This is a genomic window from Thermincola sp. GK-1 (assembly GCF_059412445.1).
Genome location: NZ_JBSQAT010000019.1, coordinates 1 through 15,114, shown reverse-complemented (window position 1 = coordinate 15,114; position 15,114 = coordinate 1). Strand labels below are relative to the sequence as shown.

13 protein-coding genes are annotated in these 15,114 nt (G+C 48.1%); 11 read left to right on the top strand and 2 right to left on the bottom strand.

All coding sequences use genetic code 11. The features are described 5' to 3' along the window. The first annotated feature begins 113 nt into the window (after positions 1 to 113). Genes ACSNJE_RS13850 through ACSNJE_RS13840 form a run of 3 tightly spaced genes read left to right on the top strand, consistent with a single transcriptional unit; the run spans position 114 to position 3,077 of the window. Positions 114 to 743, top strand: coding sequence for a tetratricopeptide repeat protein (locus ACSNJE_RS13850; protein ID WP_495252900.1), 630 nt, complete (start codon positions 114 to 116; stop codon positions 741 to 743). Positions 744 to 763: 20 nt separating this feature from the next. Further along, the gene (locus ACSNJE_RS13845) at positions 764 to 1,831 is read left to right on the top strand and encodes a hypothetical protein (protein ID WP_495252892.1); all 1,068 of its coding nucleotides are present in this window, start codon (positions 764 to 766) and stop codon (positions 1,829 to 1,831) included. A gap of 55 nt (positions 1,832 to 1,886) precedes the next feature. Continuing rightward, positions 1,887 to 3,077, top strand: coding sequence for a cytochrome c3 family protein (locus tag ACSNJE_RS13840; protein ID WP_495252891.1), 1,191 nt, complete (start codon positions 1,887 to 1,889; stop codon positions 3,075 to 3,077). Positions 3,078 to 3,143: 66 nt separating this feature from the next. Here ACSNJE_RS13840 and ACSNJE_RS13835 read toward each other — a convergent pair whose 3' ends face one another. After that, positions 3,144 to 3,656, bottom strand: a complete 513-nt coding sequence (locus ACSNJE_RS13835; RefSeq protein ID WP_495252890.1) for a hypothetical protein — start codon at positions 3,654 to 3,656, stop codon at positions 3,144 to 3,146. A 265-nt stretch (positions 3,657 to 3,921) separates the two neighbouring features. Here ACSNJE_RS13835 and ACSNJE_RS13830 point away from each other — a divergent pair, with 265 nt between their 5' ends. Both ACSNJE_RS13830 and ACSNJE_RS13825 read left to right on the top strand, forming a co-directional pair. Then, positions 3,922 to 5,208, top strand: coding sequence for a cytochrome c3 family protein (locus ACSNJE_RS13830; RefSeq protein WP_495252889.1), 1,287 nt, complete (start codon positions 3,922 to 3,924; stop codon positions 5,206 to 5,208). Positions 5,209 to 5,643: 435 nt separating this feature from the next. Then, a complete protein-coding gene (locus tag ACSNJE_RS13825; RefSeq protein WP_495252888.1) occupies positions 5,644 to 7,698 on the top strand; it encodes a methyl-accepting chemotaxis protein in 2,055 nt (684 codons plus the stop codon). 96 nt (positions 7,699 to 7,794) lie between these two features. Here ACSNJE_RS13825 and ACSNJE_RS13820 read toward each other — a convergent pair whose 3' ends face one another. After that, complete coding sequence (locus tag ACSNJE_RS13820; protein ID WP_013119045.1) at positions 7,795 to 8,175, bottom strand: L,D-transpeptidase; 381 nt, start codon at positions 8,173 to 8,175, stop codon at positions 7,795 to 7,797. Between the two features lie 136 nt (positions 8,176 to 8,311). On the opposite strand from ACSNJE_RS13820, the gene ACSNJE_RS13815 reads away from it, so the two are divergent. From ACSNJE_RS13815 to spoVG, 6 genes are all read left to right on the top strand, one after another. Next, positions 8,312 to 9,115, top strand: a complete 804-nt coding sequence (locus ACSNJE_RS13815) for a cyanophycinase (RefSeq protein WP_052218329.1) — start codon at positions 8,312 to 8,314, stop codon at positions 9,113 to 9,115. A gap of 72 nt (positions 9,116 to 9,187) precedes the next feature. After that, positions 9,188 to 11,860 (top strand): cyanophycin synthetase, encoded by a 2,673-nt coding sequence (cphA, locus tag ACSNJE_RS13810; protein ID WP_495252887.1) that lies wholly within the window; start codon positions 9,188 to 9,190, stop codon positions 11,858 to 11,860. 70 nt (positions 11,861 to 11,930) lie between these two features. Then, positions 11,931 to 12,851 carry a 4-(cytidine 5'-diphospho)-2-C-methyl-D-erythritol kinase gene (gene ispE / locus ACSNJE_RS13805; protein ID WP_495252886.1) on the top strand — a complete coding sequence of 307 codons (921 nt, stop codon included), beginning with the start codon at positions 11,931 to 11,933 and terminating at the stop codon, positions 12,849 to 12,851. Between the two features lie 30 nt (positions 12,852 to 12,881). Then, positions 12,882 to 13,586: a GntR family transcriptional regulator gene (locus tag ACSNJE_RS13800; RefSeq protein ID WP_052218363.1), complete on the top strand. Its 705-nt coding sequence runs from the start codon at positions 12,882 to 12,884 to the stop codon at positions 13,584 to 13,586. A gap of 24 nt (positions 13,587 to 13,610) precedes the next feature. Then, positions 13,611 to 14,369 (top strand): NTP transferase domain-containing protein, encoded by a 759-nt coding sequence (locus tag ACSNJE_RS13795; RefSeq protein WP_495252885.1) that lies wholly within the window; start codon positions 13,611 to 13,613, stop codon positions 14,367 to 14,369. A gap of 277 nt (positions 14,370 to 14,646) precedes the next feature. Then, on the top strand, positions 14,647 to 14,904 hold the full coding sequence (gene spoVG / locus ACSNJE_RS13790; protein WP_013119051.1) for a septation regulator SpoVG: 258 nt from the start codon (positions 14,647 to 14,649) through the stop codon (positions 14,902 to 14,904). Positions 14,905 to 15,114 lie beyond the last annotated feature (210 nt).

Here is a 15,114-nt window from a genome sequence, read left to right as displayed (position 1 = left end):
CAAAAATGCCGAGAATAGCCGGTCAGCAAAAAGAAAGGCAGGGATATTCTCCCCGGTAATTTGTGAAATACGTAATTAATTAAGATTTAACAGGAGTGGTCAAGTTGTCCGAAGTGTCGATGCAACAACAGGAGAAAGTGCCGGTTTCCGTTATAGTTCTGATCCTGGTTCTGGTAGTGGCCAATATTGCGATGGGGGTACTGACGGTAAGGAAGTACACGGCCAAGGAACCGACGGTGGCGCCCGAGGTGGCGCGGTTGAAAAGCTTTATGGAACAGGTGAATAAAAACCCGGCTGACATCAATGCCAGGCTGCAACTGGCCTATGCCCTGCAGACCATGAAAGAGTACGAAAAGGCCCGGGAACAGTACATGGAGGTTCTTAAAATTGAAAAGAATAACCTGGCTGCCAACTACAACCTGGGGGTGATTGCCCAGGAAGAAGAAAAATATGCGGAGGCAGAAAAATATTATAAGAAGGCTCTGGATCTGAAAGCCAATCACGTCATTGCGGCCATAGGCCTGGGGGAAACCTACCTGGCGCAGGGAAAGTACGGTGAGGTCATCGAAGTGGCCGATAAGGTACTCAAGCTGGAGCCTGGCAAGGCCGATTTACACCTGCTGAAAGCGCGGGCCTACGAAAAAATGGGCGATAAGGCCAGGGCCAAAGAACAGTACCAGGAGGTACTGAAGTTTGTTCCTGACGATCCGGATGCGACTGCCGGACTGGAAAAACTAAAGTAACCGGTTGAAAGGAGTTTAGGATGAAGAAGAAACGTCTGGCCAATGTTACTGCTGCAGTGTTGACTGTTACCCTGGCTCTGATAACATACATCTATTTTAATATACCGGACCTGGGCGGCGGCGGGGTTGTATCCGCTAACCCAAAGAGGGTCGGCAATATCGAATTTTTGTTTGCCGTCTACGGACCGGGGAAGGGCCTGCTGCCGGCCTTTAACAAGCCCATGTCGGTGGCCACGGATAAAGACAGCAACATTTATGTGACCGACAGCGGGAATAACCGGGTGGTGGTGTTTAACCGCCGGGGCGAGTTTATGTTTGAGTTCGGCGAACGCGGGGTGGCCCATCCCGCCCCCGGTTACAAGGCTACCTGGAGCCCCGGGAAATTCAATTACCCCTATGGAATTGACATCGATGAAGAAACGGGCAATATCTTTGTGGCCGACCTGGCGAATCAGCGAATACAGGTATTTGACAACAAGGGTAAATTTATAGACTGGTTTCCCAAGGGCCCTTATGGAGGAACGGCGACCGATATTTTCCCGCTGGCCCTGGATGTGAAAGACGGGAAAGTCTATATAGCCAACCCTTTCCAGGTGGTTATTTTCACCACCAGGGGCAAGTTTGTCAAGGATTTCGGCATGCCGGGGAAAGAAGAGGGCCAGTTTGACCGGCCTAACGGCATTGCCGTGGGGGATGACGGAACCATTTATGTGTCCGACTCTAATAACCTGCGTGTCCAGGCCCTGGACCAGAACGGCAAAGTTAAGTGGGTATACGGTCAGCCCGTCGATGCCTGGGACAATTTCAACAAAAAACCCCAGCAGTTTGAGCTGCCGCGGAATATCGCCGTTGGGCCTGACGGCAACATCTATGTGATTGATTCTTTCGACTTTAATATCAAGGTTCTCTCCCCGCGGGGGAAACTGCTGGCGGAGATGGGCCAGCGGGGCGTTGATGACGGGACCTTCAATTTTCCCAACGGCATAGCCATAACAAAAGATAAGGTCATTTATGTGGCCGATAAGGCAAACGACAGGGTGCAGGCCATCAGGCTGACCGATTTTGTTATTGAAAATCAGGTAGATTAGTTTTGCCGGGCTAAGCCCGGTATCAAAGGACTATCGGGGAAAGGAGGTGAAAATGATGCGCAAACTGGGTATCATTGCTGTCATGACCCTATGCCTGGTTATGCTGACTGCAGGTGTCGCTTTTGCAGCACATACCGATGTGGGTGACCGTACCGGTTGGGCAGAAATGTCCGCCAAAGGGTGTTCCGCCTGCCATGATACGGCCGACAAACACACATCCGGTCCGCACGGCGGGTATACCAGCACTACCACCAGGTGTATTGCCTGCCATAAGGTGCACAAGGCTGCCAATGCAAAATTACTGCCGGGCGCCACTGTTACGGAGGCCTGCAATTTCTGCCATGACCTGACCGGAACAGACGTGGCTCCCTATTTTGCCAGTGACATACCGACTACCAATATTAAGTCCGCGCACAAGGTATTCGGCACAGTCGCCGGCACCGTATATTTTGCTACTTATGGTTCCCTCACCATCCCGGGCGGTGATGATGCTACCGGCGGTGATGCCACATTAGATACCACAGGTACCGGTGATCTTTCCGCAACTGCTTTTACCTGCGACAGTTGCCATACCCCGCACGCTCTCGCTGCCAAGGTGGTAGACAAGTACCTGGGCGAGTCCCACGTTAAGGCGACCAGCTACGGCATGCCTGCCGGCACCGAGAAGATTTACCTGACCAACCGGATCCTGAGGAGAACCGTTAACAATGTCGATGTCGGTACCACCTACGGTTCGGCCTGGTGTATAGGATGCCACCAGGGACGTGATAATAACCATTCCGATGTGTTCAACCATCCTGTTGACGAAAGCGGCCTTGGTTATGACCTGTTAGGTACCGGTATGGCAAACAGTGTCAGCTTTATTAACAGTAAAACAGCGGCTGATGTTACCGCTGCGGGGTATGTCTATGTTGATACTAGGGGTACCCCTGATCCTGGCGCTCACCTGAACGGTGACCCGCGGAGCAACAAGTGGTATGCCATGCTTGCCAATGACCCGCTCAATAGCGATGCACCGCGTCCCGACGGCAACGTTCCTTATGCAACCGGTACCGGCCCGTCCTGCCAGCAGTGCCACGCCAGCCCGCGTGACGTTGATGCGGCATTCTGGGCAGGATTTAACACAGAAGGACCTGGTTATCCCAGCAGAGGTACTTTCCCACACTTAAGCACCAATAAGGCTCTGCTCGCTGAATCGGGTGATGACTTCTGCACCAACTGCCACGGTACCGCTAACTTGCCGTAATATGACGTAAAGGCCAAAAAAACTGCAACCGAAAGGTTGCAGTTTTTTCTTGGTAGGGGTAAAAACTTATTTTGTTTTGGCTTTGGAACTATCATCAGCTTTACCTGTCGGCGGGAGGACGGAGGGCGCCGAATTTTTAGGCAGGGAAATTGTTTTCTCTGTTTCCACTCCATAAACCCGCCATTGATTGCCATATTTGCGCAGGTCAAATTTTAATATCACCTTATATTTATCGGTAGTAACTGTCGCGCGGACCAACGTCTGGTTGTTGAGTTCGTCGACATAGGGGTTTGTTTCGAGCACCCAGGTTTTGATTGTCCCCATCGGTTTCTGCCGCTCGGCGAGCATTTCTTTAAATTTAGTCCTGTCTGTTGGCCAGGAGCTGTAGACGCTGTATGTAACCGATTGTTTAAGTTTGTTGCAGTCCAGGTCCCTGAGGCCTTCCAGATAGGTATTAATAACCCGTTTTTGCGCTGCGGCCTTTGGTTCTTTTCCACCCGGGGAACCGCCGCCGCACCCGGCTGCCAGAGACAGCAGGGCTACTCCAATTATCAGGTACATTATTTTGAGCCTTGACAAGTGATGGCCACCCCCCGAACAGTATATTGTGATGTCATTCACATTATTTATTATATAAATTAATCCAGTGAAAATCAATACAACGCAATTATACGTTGGTCCAAAGAAAAATAATTACATTGCAAAAGGAATTTAAAGAAATATGTTGAAACTTAATCATACTGTTTCTTAGAATGTCGAATATACGCAAATCTTACATAAAGGTGTCAAATTAAAGAATAGTTTGCTTTAGTGGTCTATCAAATTTAATTGAGGAGTTTGAGGAGTGGACAAGTTGTTTCAATTACCAGGGAAACAAAAAACACTCAACATTCAGGCAACCTTGAGTACCATGATAATGCTCGCGGTCACGGTAACAGTGAGCACCCTGGTGTTTATGCTTACCGGCGGAGTTGCTTTTGCCGCCCATGAAGACCTGGGTGACCGCACCGGTTGGGCTGAACGTTATGCCGCAGACCAGTGCAACGGCTGCCATGCCGGCGCCGCGACAGGTACTACCGGCCCCCATGGCGGATATACCGCCAGTACTAACAAATGTCAGATATGTCATAAAGTGCATGATGCTGATAACCCCATATTGCTACCTGGCCAGACGGTTACCGATGCTTGCCAGTTCTGCCATGATATTACCGGCAGCAGTAATGCTCCTTATTTTGCCAGCGACCTGCCGGACCCGCGTTACGGATACGGCGTAAAATCTTCCCACCGGGTGTTCGGCACCGTTAACGGATTTACTTACAATTCTACTTTCGGTTCCACTTTAATCCCTGCCGGTGCCGCAGACGGTAGTAACGCCCCTCTCTACACGGGAGACCAGGGGCAACTTTCCGGCAACGCCTTTACCTGTGACAGTTGTCACACGCCGCACGGAATTACGGCCAACACTGTTGGTATTTACCTGGGTGAATCACAGGTTAAGGTTACGGAAGAGGGCTTAAGCAGCGGACAGAGGAAGATATTCCTGACCAACCGTTTACTGAAAAGGGTTGTTAACGGCATTGACACCGGCGGTTCCTATGGTGCCAAATGGTGTGCCGGATGCCACCGGGGATACGAGAATTATATGACCGTTGATGATGTTGTCTACAACAGGGTCTACAGTGAAATCTTTAATCACCCGGTGAACGCGGAGGGCCCCGGTTATGACCTGCTGGGCGCCGGTATGAATAACAGCGCCGGCTGGATTAATGGTTCCAGCGTAGCAAAGGTTATGAACCAGGGATATGTGCTGATTGACAGCAATCCTGTTCCTGCCAGCGACGCCGACCTTAGCTTTGACCCGCGGAGCAACAAGTGGTACGCTATGCTGGGTATAGACCCCATGACCGGCACTTCCCGCCCTGACGGCAGCGTGGCCTATGCAGTCTATTCCGGGCCTTCCTGCCAGCAGTGTCACGCCAGTCCGCGAAATGTTGACGCGGCATTTTGGGTGGACTTTAATACAAAAGGAGCCGGTTATCCCAGCAGAGGTACTTTCCCACACTTAAGCACCAACCCAGCATTACTGGTTGAGGAAAACGGCGACGACTTATGCACCAACTGCCATAGCTGAGGCGATTAATCGACGCCATACATCTGGGACAACCGGCATTCCTGCCATATGATTTTTCAGGGGAGCGCTAACTGAAGCTCCCCTTTTAAAATTAATATCAATGTAATTATTATACATTTGCCTTTCCAAAAAAACAAGATGTTATAATTACCGGTTATGGATGGCTTGCTGCAAGATACAGAGCCTATTTGCGGCAATTTTAACAGTAAATTTTTATACCGGTATAATTTTTGTGGAAATTACATTTATTACAAGTAAGGGTTTTGGTATTTATCGAATAAAGCAGGACAATTGAGCAAAATGTCGAAAAACGTGAATAAATAGTTTTGCCAAAAAAAGGAGGCCGGCCGGAGTGAGTTTAAAACGAAAACGAAAAAGAAAATGCCACAATTTGTCGAATATTGAACGAAATCTAATGGGCGGAGGGATACTAAAATGAGAATGGGGCTGAAGGGGAAAATATTTTTTGGGTACATTGTGCTGATCCTTTTCCTGGTAGTAATCGGTTTTTTCAGCTTCCGCAATACGCAAAAAACTTTGCAAGTGTTTGATGGCATCCATGAAGAAGTTCTACCGAACCTGGGTATTGTGGATAGTATCAAATCAGGCATAGCCGGCCAGGCCAATGATGAAAGAGGGTTTCTTTTAACCGGTGAAGAAAAGTTTGTAAAAGAAATGCAGGAAAGAGCGGCGAAGGTAGATGAAATAATAGAACAGAGACTGCCAGTTCTTGAGGAAAATGAGAAAGAAATTTTCCTGCAGATAGAAAAAGTACATAAAGAGTTTACCGCTATTCAGAAACAAGTGGTAGACGCTTATAAAAGCGGCAATATGGAGCAAGCAAAAAGACTGTCCCTGGAGGTTGGGCGGGAAAAAAGAAAAAACCTGGACCCATTGTTCGCTCAGTTGGAAAAGCAAATCCAGGAGGACTTAGAAAAATCCAACACTGAAATGCATGAGGGCTTAAAAACAACCCAATACATTACGGCAATTCTGTTGATTCTTGCCATTGTCGTCGGTTTGGGCTTGGGACTTTACCTGCCTTTCAAAATTACCGCGCCCATTAAGGCTGTGGTAGAGCGCAGCCAAAAAATGGCTGCCGGCGACTTTTCTGTTTCCTATATTGATGTAAATACCAGGGATGAAATCAGGGACCTGGCAGAGTCCTTTAACGTGATGATTAAGAATGTGCGCGAGCTGTTGGGAGAAGTATTAAACGGCGCTAACGAAGTAGCTGTTACCAGCCAGCACCTGTTGACCAATGCCGATGAAGCAGCCAAATCCACCCAGCAGGTGGCCGGCGCTATTCAGGAAGTGGCCAAAGGTATTGCTAATCAGACTACCTATATTAACGAAACATCGGAGACTGTGAACCAGGTCAACACAGCTATCCGCCAGATTGCCGACGGAGCCGGAGAACAGATAAACAATGTAGCTTCGACAGTGGAAATAGTAAATCAAATGGCTATCTCTATACAGGATGTTGCTGTCAACGCCCAGACCGTCGCTTTATCTGCCGACAAGACCAGGCAGGCCGCCGACAAGGGTGAAAAAGCCGTAAAATTAACCATAGAAGGCATGAATGAAATAAAAGAGAAGGTATTCGAAACAGCCAATAAGATTAAAGAACTGGGCGAACATTCGCAGCAGATCGGCGAAATCATCCAGGTAATTGATGATATTGCGGAACAGACCAACCTGTTGGCGCTAAATGCGGCCATTGAGGCGGCTCGCGCCGGGGAACACGGTAAGGGATTTGCGGTAGTGGCCGATGAGGTCAGGAAACTGGCCGAGCGCAGTAGCAAAGCCACCAAGGAAATTGCCGACCTGATTACAAACATTCAAAAATTAACGGCCATGGCAGTAGCAGCAATGGAAGCGGGTACCGGTGAAGTTGAAAAAGGCAGTAACCTGGCCCTTGATGCCGGTAATGCCCTGAAAGAAATCCTGGCCACAGTTGAAGAGACTTATCAACAGGTACAGAATATCTCGGCAGCGGCAGAGGAAATTTCGGCCAGCAGCCAGGATGTCGTTAAGGCTATCGATAATGTGAGCGCTATCAGCCACGGGAATACAGCCGCCACAGAACAATTGAGGGAAGCCAGTAAACAGGTTGCTTTGGCTATGGAAAACATTGCCGCAGTTACCCAACAGAGCTCGGCCTCAGCGGAAGAAGTTTCGGCATCTACCGAGGAAATGACGGCTGCGGCGGAGGCAATAGCTAACGCCGCCGGTATTCTGGCTGAGACTGCGGACCGTCTGAGTGAGACGGCGGGTAAGTTCAAGATGCGTGAGATTACTGAAAACTGCTGGGATATAATGAACTGCAGCATGGAAGTCAGGGGCAAATGTCCGGCGTATAAAAGCAACGAAAAACGTTGTTGGTTAATTTCCGGAACCTGGTGTGGCGGGGTTCAGCAGGGAGACGCCAAATCGAAGCGGCATCGCTGTATGAACTGTGAAGCATTTAAGGTGATGAATAAAATATAGTGTAATTAAGGGGAGGTTAAATGATTTTGAAATCATTTAACCTCCCAAATTTTTTGCATGACCTTTGTGAACAGCTCCCAAAGTACAGCCCCTTTTTTACCTGTAGATAATGACGGTGGTGCCTATATGGACCTGCCTGAATACTTCTTCCACATCCTCGTTGTACATTCTGATGCAGCCGTTAGAAACGGCCTTACCGATGGAGTCCCGGTTCCAGGTGCCATGAATCCCATAAGGTCCGTCGGGAATATCAAGCCCCATCCAGCGAGTGCCCAGGATTCCTCCGGGGTTGACTGTTTTTTCTATTATTGAATAAGTGCCGGGGGGGGTAGGGGTGGATGGTTTGCCAACGGCAACAGGATAAATTTGCGTAGTCCGGTTCCCTCTTTCCAGGTAAAGCAAGCGGTTGGTAACGTCAACCCTGATGAGGATGTTGGAATACAAGGGTTCGTCATTATACAAAGTGTTTTTACGCATTTTTCATCACCTGAAAATATTTTTTTATTAACATATGATTTAGGGAGCTAAATTGCGTAAAAAAGCGATTTTGGAATAAAAATGGCAAAAAAGGGAAACATAAGTGGTGTGTAATTATCGTGCGGAGGTCGGATTAATGGGGAAAAAGGTAGCCGGTAATCTCTTAATTATCGGCGGTGCGGAGGATAAAAAAGGGGATTGTGCCATATTAAAAAGATTTGTTGAATTGTCAGGAGGCAAAGCCGGCAAATTGGTCATCATGACTACTGCCACCAAGGAACCGGAGGCAGTGGGAAAAGAGTACCTGCAGATTTTTGGCCGGTTGGGAGGCGGTCAGATTGAAATACTGGATTTGCCCAGCAGAACGGAGGCAAAAGGGGAAAAAGCCGTAAACATTATTTCTGAGGCGACCGGCATTTTCTTTACAGGCGGGGACCAATTGAGGATAACCAGTATTCTGGGCGGTACTCCTGTCAATGAGGCCCTGGCCAGAGCTTATAAAAACGGGGTGGTCATTGCGGGGACCAGTGCGGGGGCATCCGCCATGAGTGATACGATGATTGTTGAAGGTGACAGCGACAGTGCGCCTCGAAAAAACTCGTTAAGGATGGCGCCTGGTTTGGGCTTACTGGAAGAAACGGTCATTGACCAGCATTTTGCCCAACGTGGCAGGTTGGGGCGGTTACTGGCAGCCGTAGCCCATAATCCCTATGTTTTAGGGATAGGTATTGATGAAGATACAGCCGTCGTCGTTGGGGCAGATGCCCGTCTCGATGTTATAGGGTCCCGGACAGTAACTATTGTGGATGGTAAAGAGGCAACTTATACCAATGTTTCGGAATTGGAACCGGACCAAAATCTCGCCTTGCATGGTGTGCGATTGCATGTAATTCCGGCGGGTTACGGGTTTAACCTGAGAAACCGCCAGCCGTTGATTTGATAAAAGTTTGATTTTTCCAGGTATTGATTTGATAAATATCTGCGATGTTTGGGAAAGGGGTTTTCGCTTTTAATGAAGATTTTAGAATTTCGGGTTTACGAGGGAATAAATATATATTCGCACCGCCCGGTAATCAAGTTGACTGTAGACCTGGAAAATTTAACAGGAGTAACCACTGACCGGCATCCGACGTTAATTGAAGCGGTTTTGCGGCTTATGCCAACGCTACAGGAACACTACTGTTCGCTGGGTCGGCCGGGCGGGTTTGTCCAGCGTATGCGCGAAGGCACTTTTTTTGGTCACCTTTTGGAACACGTTATTTTAGAATTACAGCATTTAGCCGGTTTCGATGTAATTTACGGCAAAACCCGTGAAGCCGAGGCCCCCGGCATCTACGAAGTAATTTTTGAGTATGAATCAAAAGAAGCCGGGATTCAGGCGGCCAGAGCGGCGGTAAACCTGATTATGACCTTACTGCAGGGTGGTAGCATTGACCTGGATAAAGAACTTGAAATTATTAAAGAGACGGCGTTAAAGTTTGATTTAGGGCCTACAACAAAAGCAATTGCCATGGAAGCCCGAAAACGCAATATTCCCGTGATGCGCCTTGGCGAAGGCAGTATCCTCCAGTTGGGTTACGGTTGTCATCAGCGCAGGATAGAAGCCAGTATTACCGATGCTACCGGGTGTATAGGCGTCGATATTGCAGGGGATAAAATCCTTACCAAGCAGATACTTTCCGAGGCGGGCATTCCTGTACCGAACGGTGGGGTGGCCAGAACGGAAAAAGAAGCTCTGGATATAATGAAAAGAATTAATAATGCTGTCGTAGTCAAACCCTTTAACGGAAACCAGGGTAAAGGGGTTGCCTTGAACCTGCGCAGTGAAGGTGAGGTTAAAAAGGCATATGCTGTGGCCACCAATTACAGTGACCGGGTGATAGTAGAGAAGTTTATTACGGGCCGGCATTACCGGCTGGTTGTTGTTGACGACCGGGTGGTGGCAGCGTCCGAACGAATCCCTGCTTCAGTGACGGGAGACGGGGAAAGCACCATTGAACAATTGATTGAGCAGGTCAATAGGGATCCCCTGCGGGGAGACGGGCATGAAAAACCCCTGACCAAGATCAAGATTGACCCGGTTGTGCTCATGGTTCTGGCTAAACAAAATTTTGTCTTGCAAAGCATACCCCCTGAAGGCGCCCGCGTATTGCTGAGGGAAAACGCCAATCTGAGTACAGGGGGTACAGCTATTGACGTCACTGATAATGTACATCCGGAAAATGCCGCATTGGCCGTACGCGCCGCGAAAATTATAGGTCTTGATGTAGCGGGCATTGACCTGGTAGCCGAGGATATAGCCATACCCTTGACCTCCTGCAATGGCGCGGTAATTGAAGTAAATGCGGCGCCCGGCCTAAGAATGCATCATTACCCTTCACAGGGGAAACCGCGTAATGTGGCGAGGGCAATCGTTGACAAATTATTTCCGCCCGGGACAAAATCGCGCATACCTATTGTAGCAGTTACAGGGACCAACGGAAAGACGACAACCACCAGGTTGATAGCCCATATTTTGCATGCGGCGGGCAATGTAGTAGGGATGACGACATCAGATGGCATCTATGTAAATGGGAAACTTATAGCCAAAGGGGATATGACCGGCCCGGTCAGCGCCAGAACCGTTCTAAGGGATAACAGCGTTGAGGTGGCTGTCCTGGAAACAGCCAGAGGAGGGATAATAAGGGCCGGTTTGGGTTTTGACCGCTGCGATGTTGGCATCATTACGAACATAAGCGAAGACCATTTGGGTATAGACGGCATAGAAACCCTGGAAGATCTCGCCTTTGTGAAGTCTGTAGTCGCCGAAGCCACTGATAGGGACGGCTATGTTGTATTAAACGCTGACGACAGGCTGGCAAGTTATGTGGCTTCCCGTTGCCGGGGAAATATTATTTATTTTTCCAGGGCATCGGACAATATAACCATACGGCGTCACCTGGGGGCCGGTGGGATGGCGGTTTTTGTGAAAAATGGCTTTGTTGTTTATGCCAAAGGCAACCACGTGGTAAAGATAGCCTCGGTAAAAAGTATTCCATGTACTTTATCAGGCCAGGCTCTTCATAATGTGGAAAATGTTCTGGCTGCGTCGGCAGGCTGCCTGGGTCTAGGCATACCGGTTGCCCAAATTAAAGAAGGGTTGCTAAGTTTCGAACCTGGATTAAAAGGCAATCCGGGACGCTTAAACTTCTTTGAAGTGGCCGGCGTAAAAGTCCTCGTCGATTACGGACATAATCCCGCCGGGTACCAAAGTGTGCTGGCGACTGCAAAGAAGATGAAGCATAAAAGACTTATCGGGGTTATTGGAGTCCCGGGAGACCGGCAGGACGATTTTATTATTAAAGTAGGCCAAATTGCCGGGCGTGGTTTTGATAAAATTATAATCAAGGAAGACGCTGATCTAAGAGGACGTAAGCCGGGGGAGGTAGCTAGCCTTCTCAAAAAGGGAGTCCAGGCCGGCGGTTGTTCCGGTAAGGATGTAATCATTATTTTAAAAGAAATAAATGCGGTTCTAAAGGCCGTAGAAATTGCCGAACGCGGTGATTTGGTGGTGATTTTCTACGAAAAACTGGAACCTGTGGTGAACCTGTTAAGCGCCTTTGGTGAATTTGCCAAAGTCAAAAAGATTAGAGAAAAGGCCGCTGATGCTGCCCGCAGCAGGGTTACAGGTCAAAGGGCTTTTTAAAATGAAGGAATTTTTTGTCCGAATGGCAAACATACTATAAAAATGCCAAGTTGGAAAGGTTAGATAGAGTATGCAACAAATTACCGTACCTGCCTATGGAAAAATTAACCTGACCCTGGACATAACAGGTAAACGGGAAGATGGATACCACGAGCTGGTAACACTAATGCAGCAGGTGGAGCTACATGATGATGTAAGGATCCGGCTGTCCCCGAAAAAAAAGATTAGCGTATTATCTGATCACGAATCTGTACCCCGGGATGCTGCTAACATAGCTTACAGGGCAGCTCAGGAATTGTTACGCTTTGCAGGTCTTGATTTGACCCGTTTAAATTATGGCATAGACATTTTTATTGCCAAACGTATTCCGGTGGAAGGCGGGATGGCTGGAGGTTCTGCTAACGCTGCCGCTGTTCTAAAGGGACTGAATAGACTGTTAAACCTGAACCTTTCCACAGAAGAGCTTATGCGTATCGGGCTGCGTCTCGGGGCTGATGTACCCTACTGCATTTTCGGGGGAACAGCGGTGGCCCGCGGGATAGGGGAAATATTAACCCGTGTGCCGTCGCCGCCTACCATGTGGATGGTCCTGGTTAAACCGGATTTTGGCGTTTCAACAGCTTTGGTTTACAAAAACTTCAGGTTTCATGAAAGGCTTTGCCGTCCGGATCTGGACCTGGTTTTAAACGGTATTGAACGGGGCGAAATTGTGGATATTTACCGGGGAATGGGAAATGTTCTGGAATCGGTTACTTTGCGTTTATATCCGGTGCTGCAGGATATTAAGAGAAGGCTGGTGGATTGGGGTGCGGAGGCGGTTTTGATGTCGGGGAGCGGTCCTACTGTTTGTGCTTTTACCCGCTCGCCGGAACTGGCCAAAGATTTATGTGCAACAGCGCAGCGAAATTTTCCTGCTTCTTACCGGATATTGACAACTAATACTATAAGCGTAGGAGAAGCAGGAAATATTTTAGCCCGGGCAGAATATTAATTGTACATATCAGCGGGAAGGATGGATAACATGGAGAGGAGATTAATACCCGTATCACTGGATAATTACAAACCCCTCAGGGAAATAGTATTTGAGGCGCTGCGGGAAGCTATTATTAACGGCACCCTGGAGCCAGGGGAACGGTTGATGGAAATACAATTGGCAGAAGAGATGGGTGTCAGCCGGACGCCGGTCAGGGAAGCTATAAGAAAACTGGAGCTCGAAGGGTTTGTTGTCATGGTGCCCCGTAAAGGGGCTTATGTTGCCGGCTTATCTATGAAAGATATTGCCGATGTATTTGAAATTAGAACTGCTTTAGAAAGCCTGGCGGCCGGATTGGCGGCGGAAAGAATTACCGAAGAAGAGTTGGAAAATCTGGAGCGGCTTCTGGTTAAAATAGGCGAGTGCGTACAGGCTAATGACCTTGATAAGTTGATTGAGGTTGACACTGAATTTCATGATGTTCTGTTCAAGGCGACGAGGAATGAGCGGTTGGTGCAAATTATCAGCAACCTGCGGGAGCAAATTCAGCGTTTCCGGACTACTTCGCTTGCTTCGCCGGGCCGTATGAAATATGCATTGGAAGAGCACAAGAAAATAGTGGAAGCCGTTTCAGAGCGGAATGTGGAATTGGCTCAGAAATTGGCTGCTGAACATATAGAGAACGCAGAAAATATTATGCTTAATGTTTTGCGAGAAAAACGGGAGGGTAAAGGATTCAAGTCTGCGGAGTAATCTTTCTGAAAAGGGGATTATTCCATGAAAATCGATGCTGTGGTTTTGGCCGGTAGCCCTAACCGTGGAGCCCTTCAGGGGTGCAGTAGTGCTGCCGATGAAGCCCTGATTAAAATTGGCAGAAAGTATATGGTGGAATATGTCATCGATGCGTTGCTGGCTGCCGAAAACGTAAACAGAATCGTTGTTGCCGGCCCTAAGGGCAATTTGGCGGAAATCATAGGACCACAGGTCAGTCTGGTTGATGGAGGAGAAACAGTTATTGAAACCCTGCAAAGGGGTTTGGAGCTGTTAAAATCGACGGGGCCTGTGTTGGTGGTATGCTCTGATATTCCACTGCTCACTACCGCCGCTATCGAGGATTTTATTACCAGGTGTTGTGAAAGGGAGGCTGATTTTTATTATCCCATCATCAGCCAGGAGACAGTAAAGGCCCGTTATCCCCAGGCCCAGAGAACTTATGTCAGTCTTGTGGAAGGGGTTTTTACGGGCGGCAATATCATGCTTTTGAAACCACATGTGCTGGATAGGTTGGCTGAAGTGGCTGTAGAAGTGGTAAAATTGAGGAAACAACCTGTTAAGTTATGCCGGTTGCTGGGGTTGAAGCTGTTGTTAAAGTTTTTTTTACATAAACTCTCGATTAGTGAAATTGAGCAAAAAGTTTATGAGTTACTTGGCATCACCGGCGCCGCAGTTATTTCTGATTACCCGGAAATTGGGGTTGATGTGGATAAACCGGCGGACCTGGAACTGGTAATGTCCAAGCTGGAAGAGACCGCGTAGGTACTTTTGCCCGTTTTTGGTATGTTATTCAGGCTTTTTAACAAATATAGATGATTTTGCGGCAGTCAATGAAGTTTACAGCTAGCCGGGGTAGCTCAGTAGCCCCGGTTATTTTCTTTTGCAGGCGACATTTATCGACAAATAATGACAGATAATGTCAAATAATATATGATTGAAAGTTCAAAAAATTCCGCAGACAAAAGCAGGAATTTGCTCCAAAATGAAGAATATCGAATTTTAGCATTGAAAGTGGAGCAACAGGAAGGTGGTGAACACAATGAATATTACAGATGTACGGGTTAGAAAGATCAATCTGGACGGGAAAATGAAAGCCATCGTATCAATAACTTTGGATGATCAATTTGTTATTCACGATGTAAAGGTTGTGGAAGGGCAGAACGGGCTTTTTGTAGCAATGCCAAGCCGGAAGACGCCGGATGGGGAATTCCGGGATATTGCCCATCCCATTACCTCCAGCGCCCGGGAAGTAATTCAAACTGCCGTACTGAAAGCCTATGAGGAGGCCCTAGCCTAATCGTACGCTGTTGTTTGGAAGGGAAAAAATTATCTTTTGACTTTATCCTCGTAGTAAATAGCCGGTATATCGAAAAACGTGCAATAGATTCCTGCACTGAAAGGGACAACTAAGGCTTCGCATTAGCGGAGCCTTTTTTGTTGTTAAGGAAATTACCGTTTAGCAGGGTTGTGGATAACTTATGTCAAAAAAGGTAGATATGATGGTGAG

Excerpts from the sequence above, each read along its gene's own strand:
- ispE (WP_495252886.1), top strand. The coding sequence starts at position 11,931 with ATGCAACAAATTACCGTACCTGCCTATGGAAAAATTAACCTGACCCTG.
- ACSNJE_RS13845 (WP_495252892.1), top strand. The coding sequence starts at position 764 with ATGAAGAAGAAACGTCTGGCCAATGTTACTGCTGCAGTGTTGACTGTT.
- ACSNJE_RS13840 (WP_495252891.1), top strand. The coding sequence starts at position 1,887 with ATGCGCAAACTGGGTATCATTGCTGTCATGACCCTATGCCTGGTTATG.
- ACSNJE_RS13825 (WP_495252888.1), top strand. The coding sequence starts at position 5,644 with ATGAGAATGGGGCTGAAGGGGAAAATATTTTTTGGGTACATTGTGCTG.
- spoVG (WP_013119051.1), top strand. The coding sequence starts at position 14,647 with ATGAATATTACAGATGTACGGGTTAGAAAGATCAATCTGGACGGGAAA.
- ACSNJE_RS13815 (WP_052218329.1), top strand. The coding sequence starts at position 8,312 with ATGGGGAAAAAGGTAGCCGGTAATCTCTTAATTATCGGCGGTGCGGAG.
- ACSNJE_RS13800 (WP_052218363.1), top strand. The coding sequence starts at position 12,882 with ATGGAGAGGAGATTAATACCCGTATCACTGGATAATTACAAACCCCTC.
- ACSNJE_RS13820 (WP_013119045.1), bottom strand. The coding sequence starts at position 8,175 with ATGCGTAAAAACACTTTGTATAATGACGAACCCTTGTATTCCAACATC.
- ACSNJE_RS13795 (WP_495252885.1), top strand. The coding sequence starts at position 13,611 with ATGAAAATCGATGCTGTGGTTTTGGCCGGTAGCCCTAACCGTGGAGCC.
- cphA (WP_495252887.1), top strand. The coding sequence starts at position 9,188 with ATGAAGATTTTAGAATTTCGGGTTTACGAGGGAATAAATATATATTCG.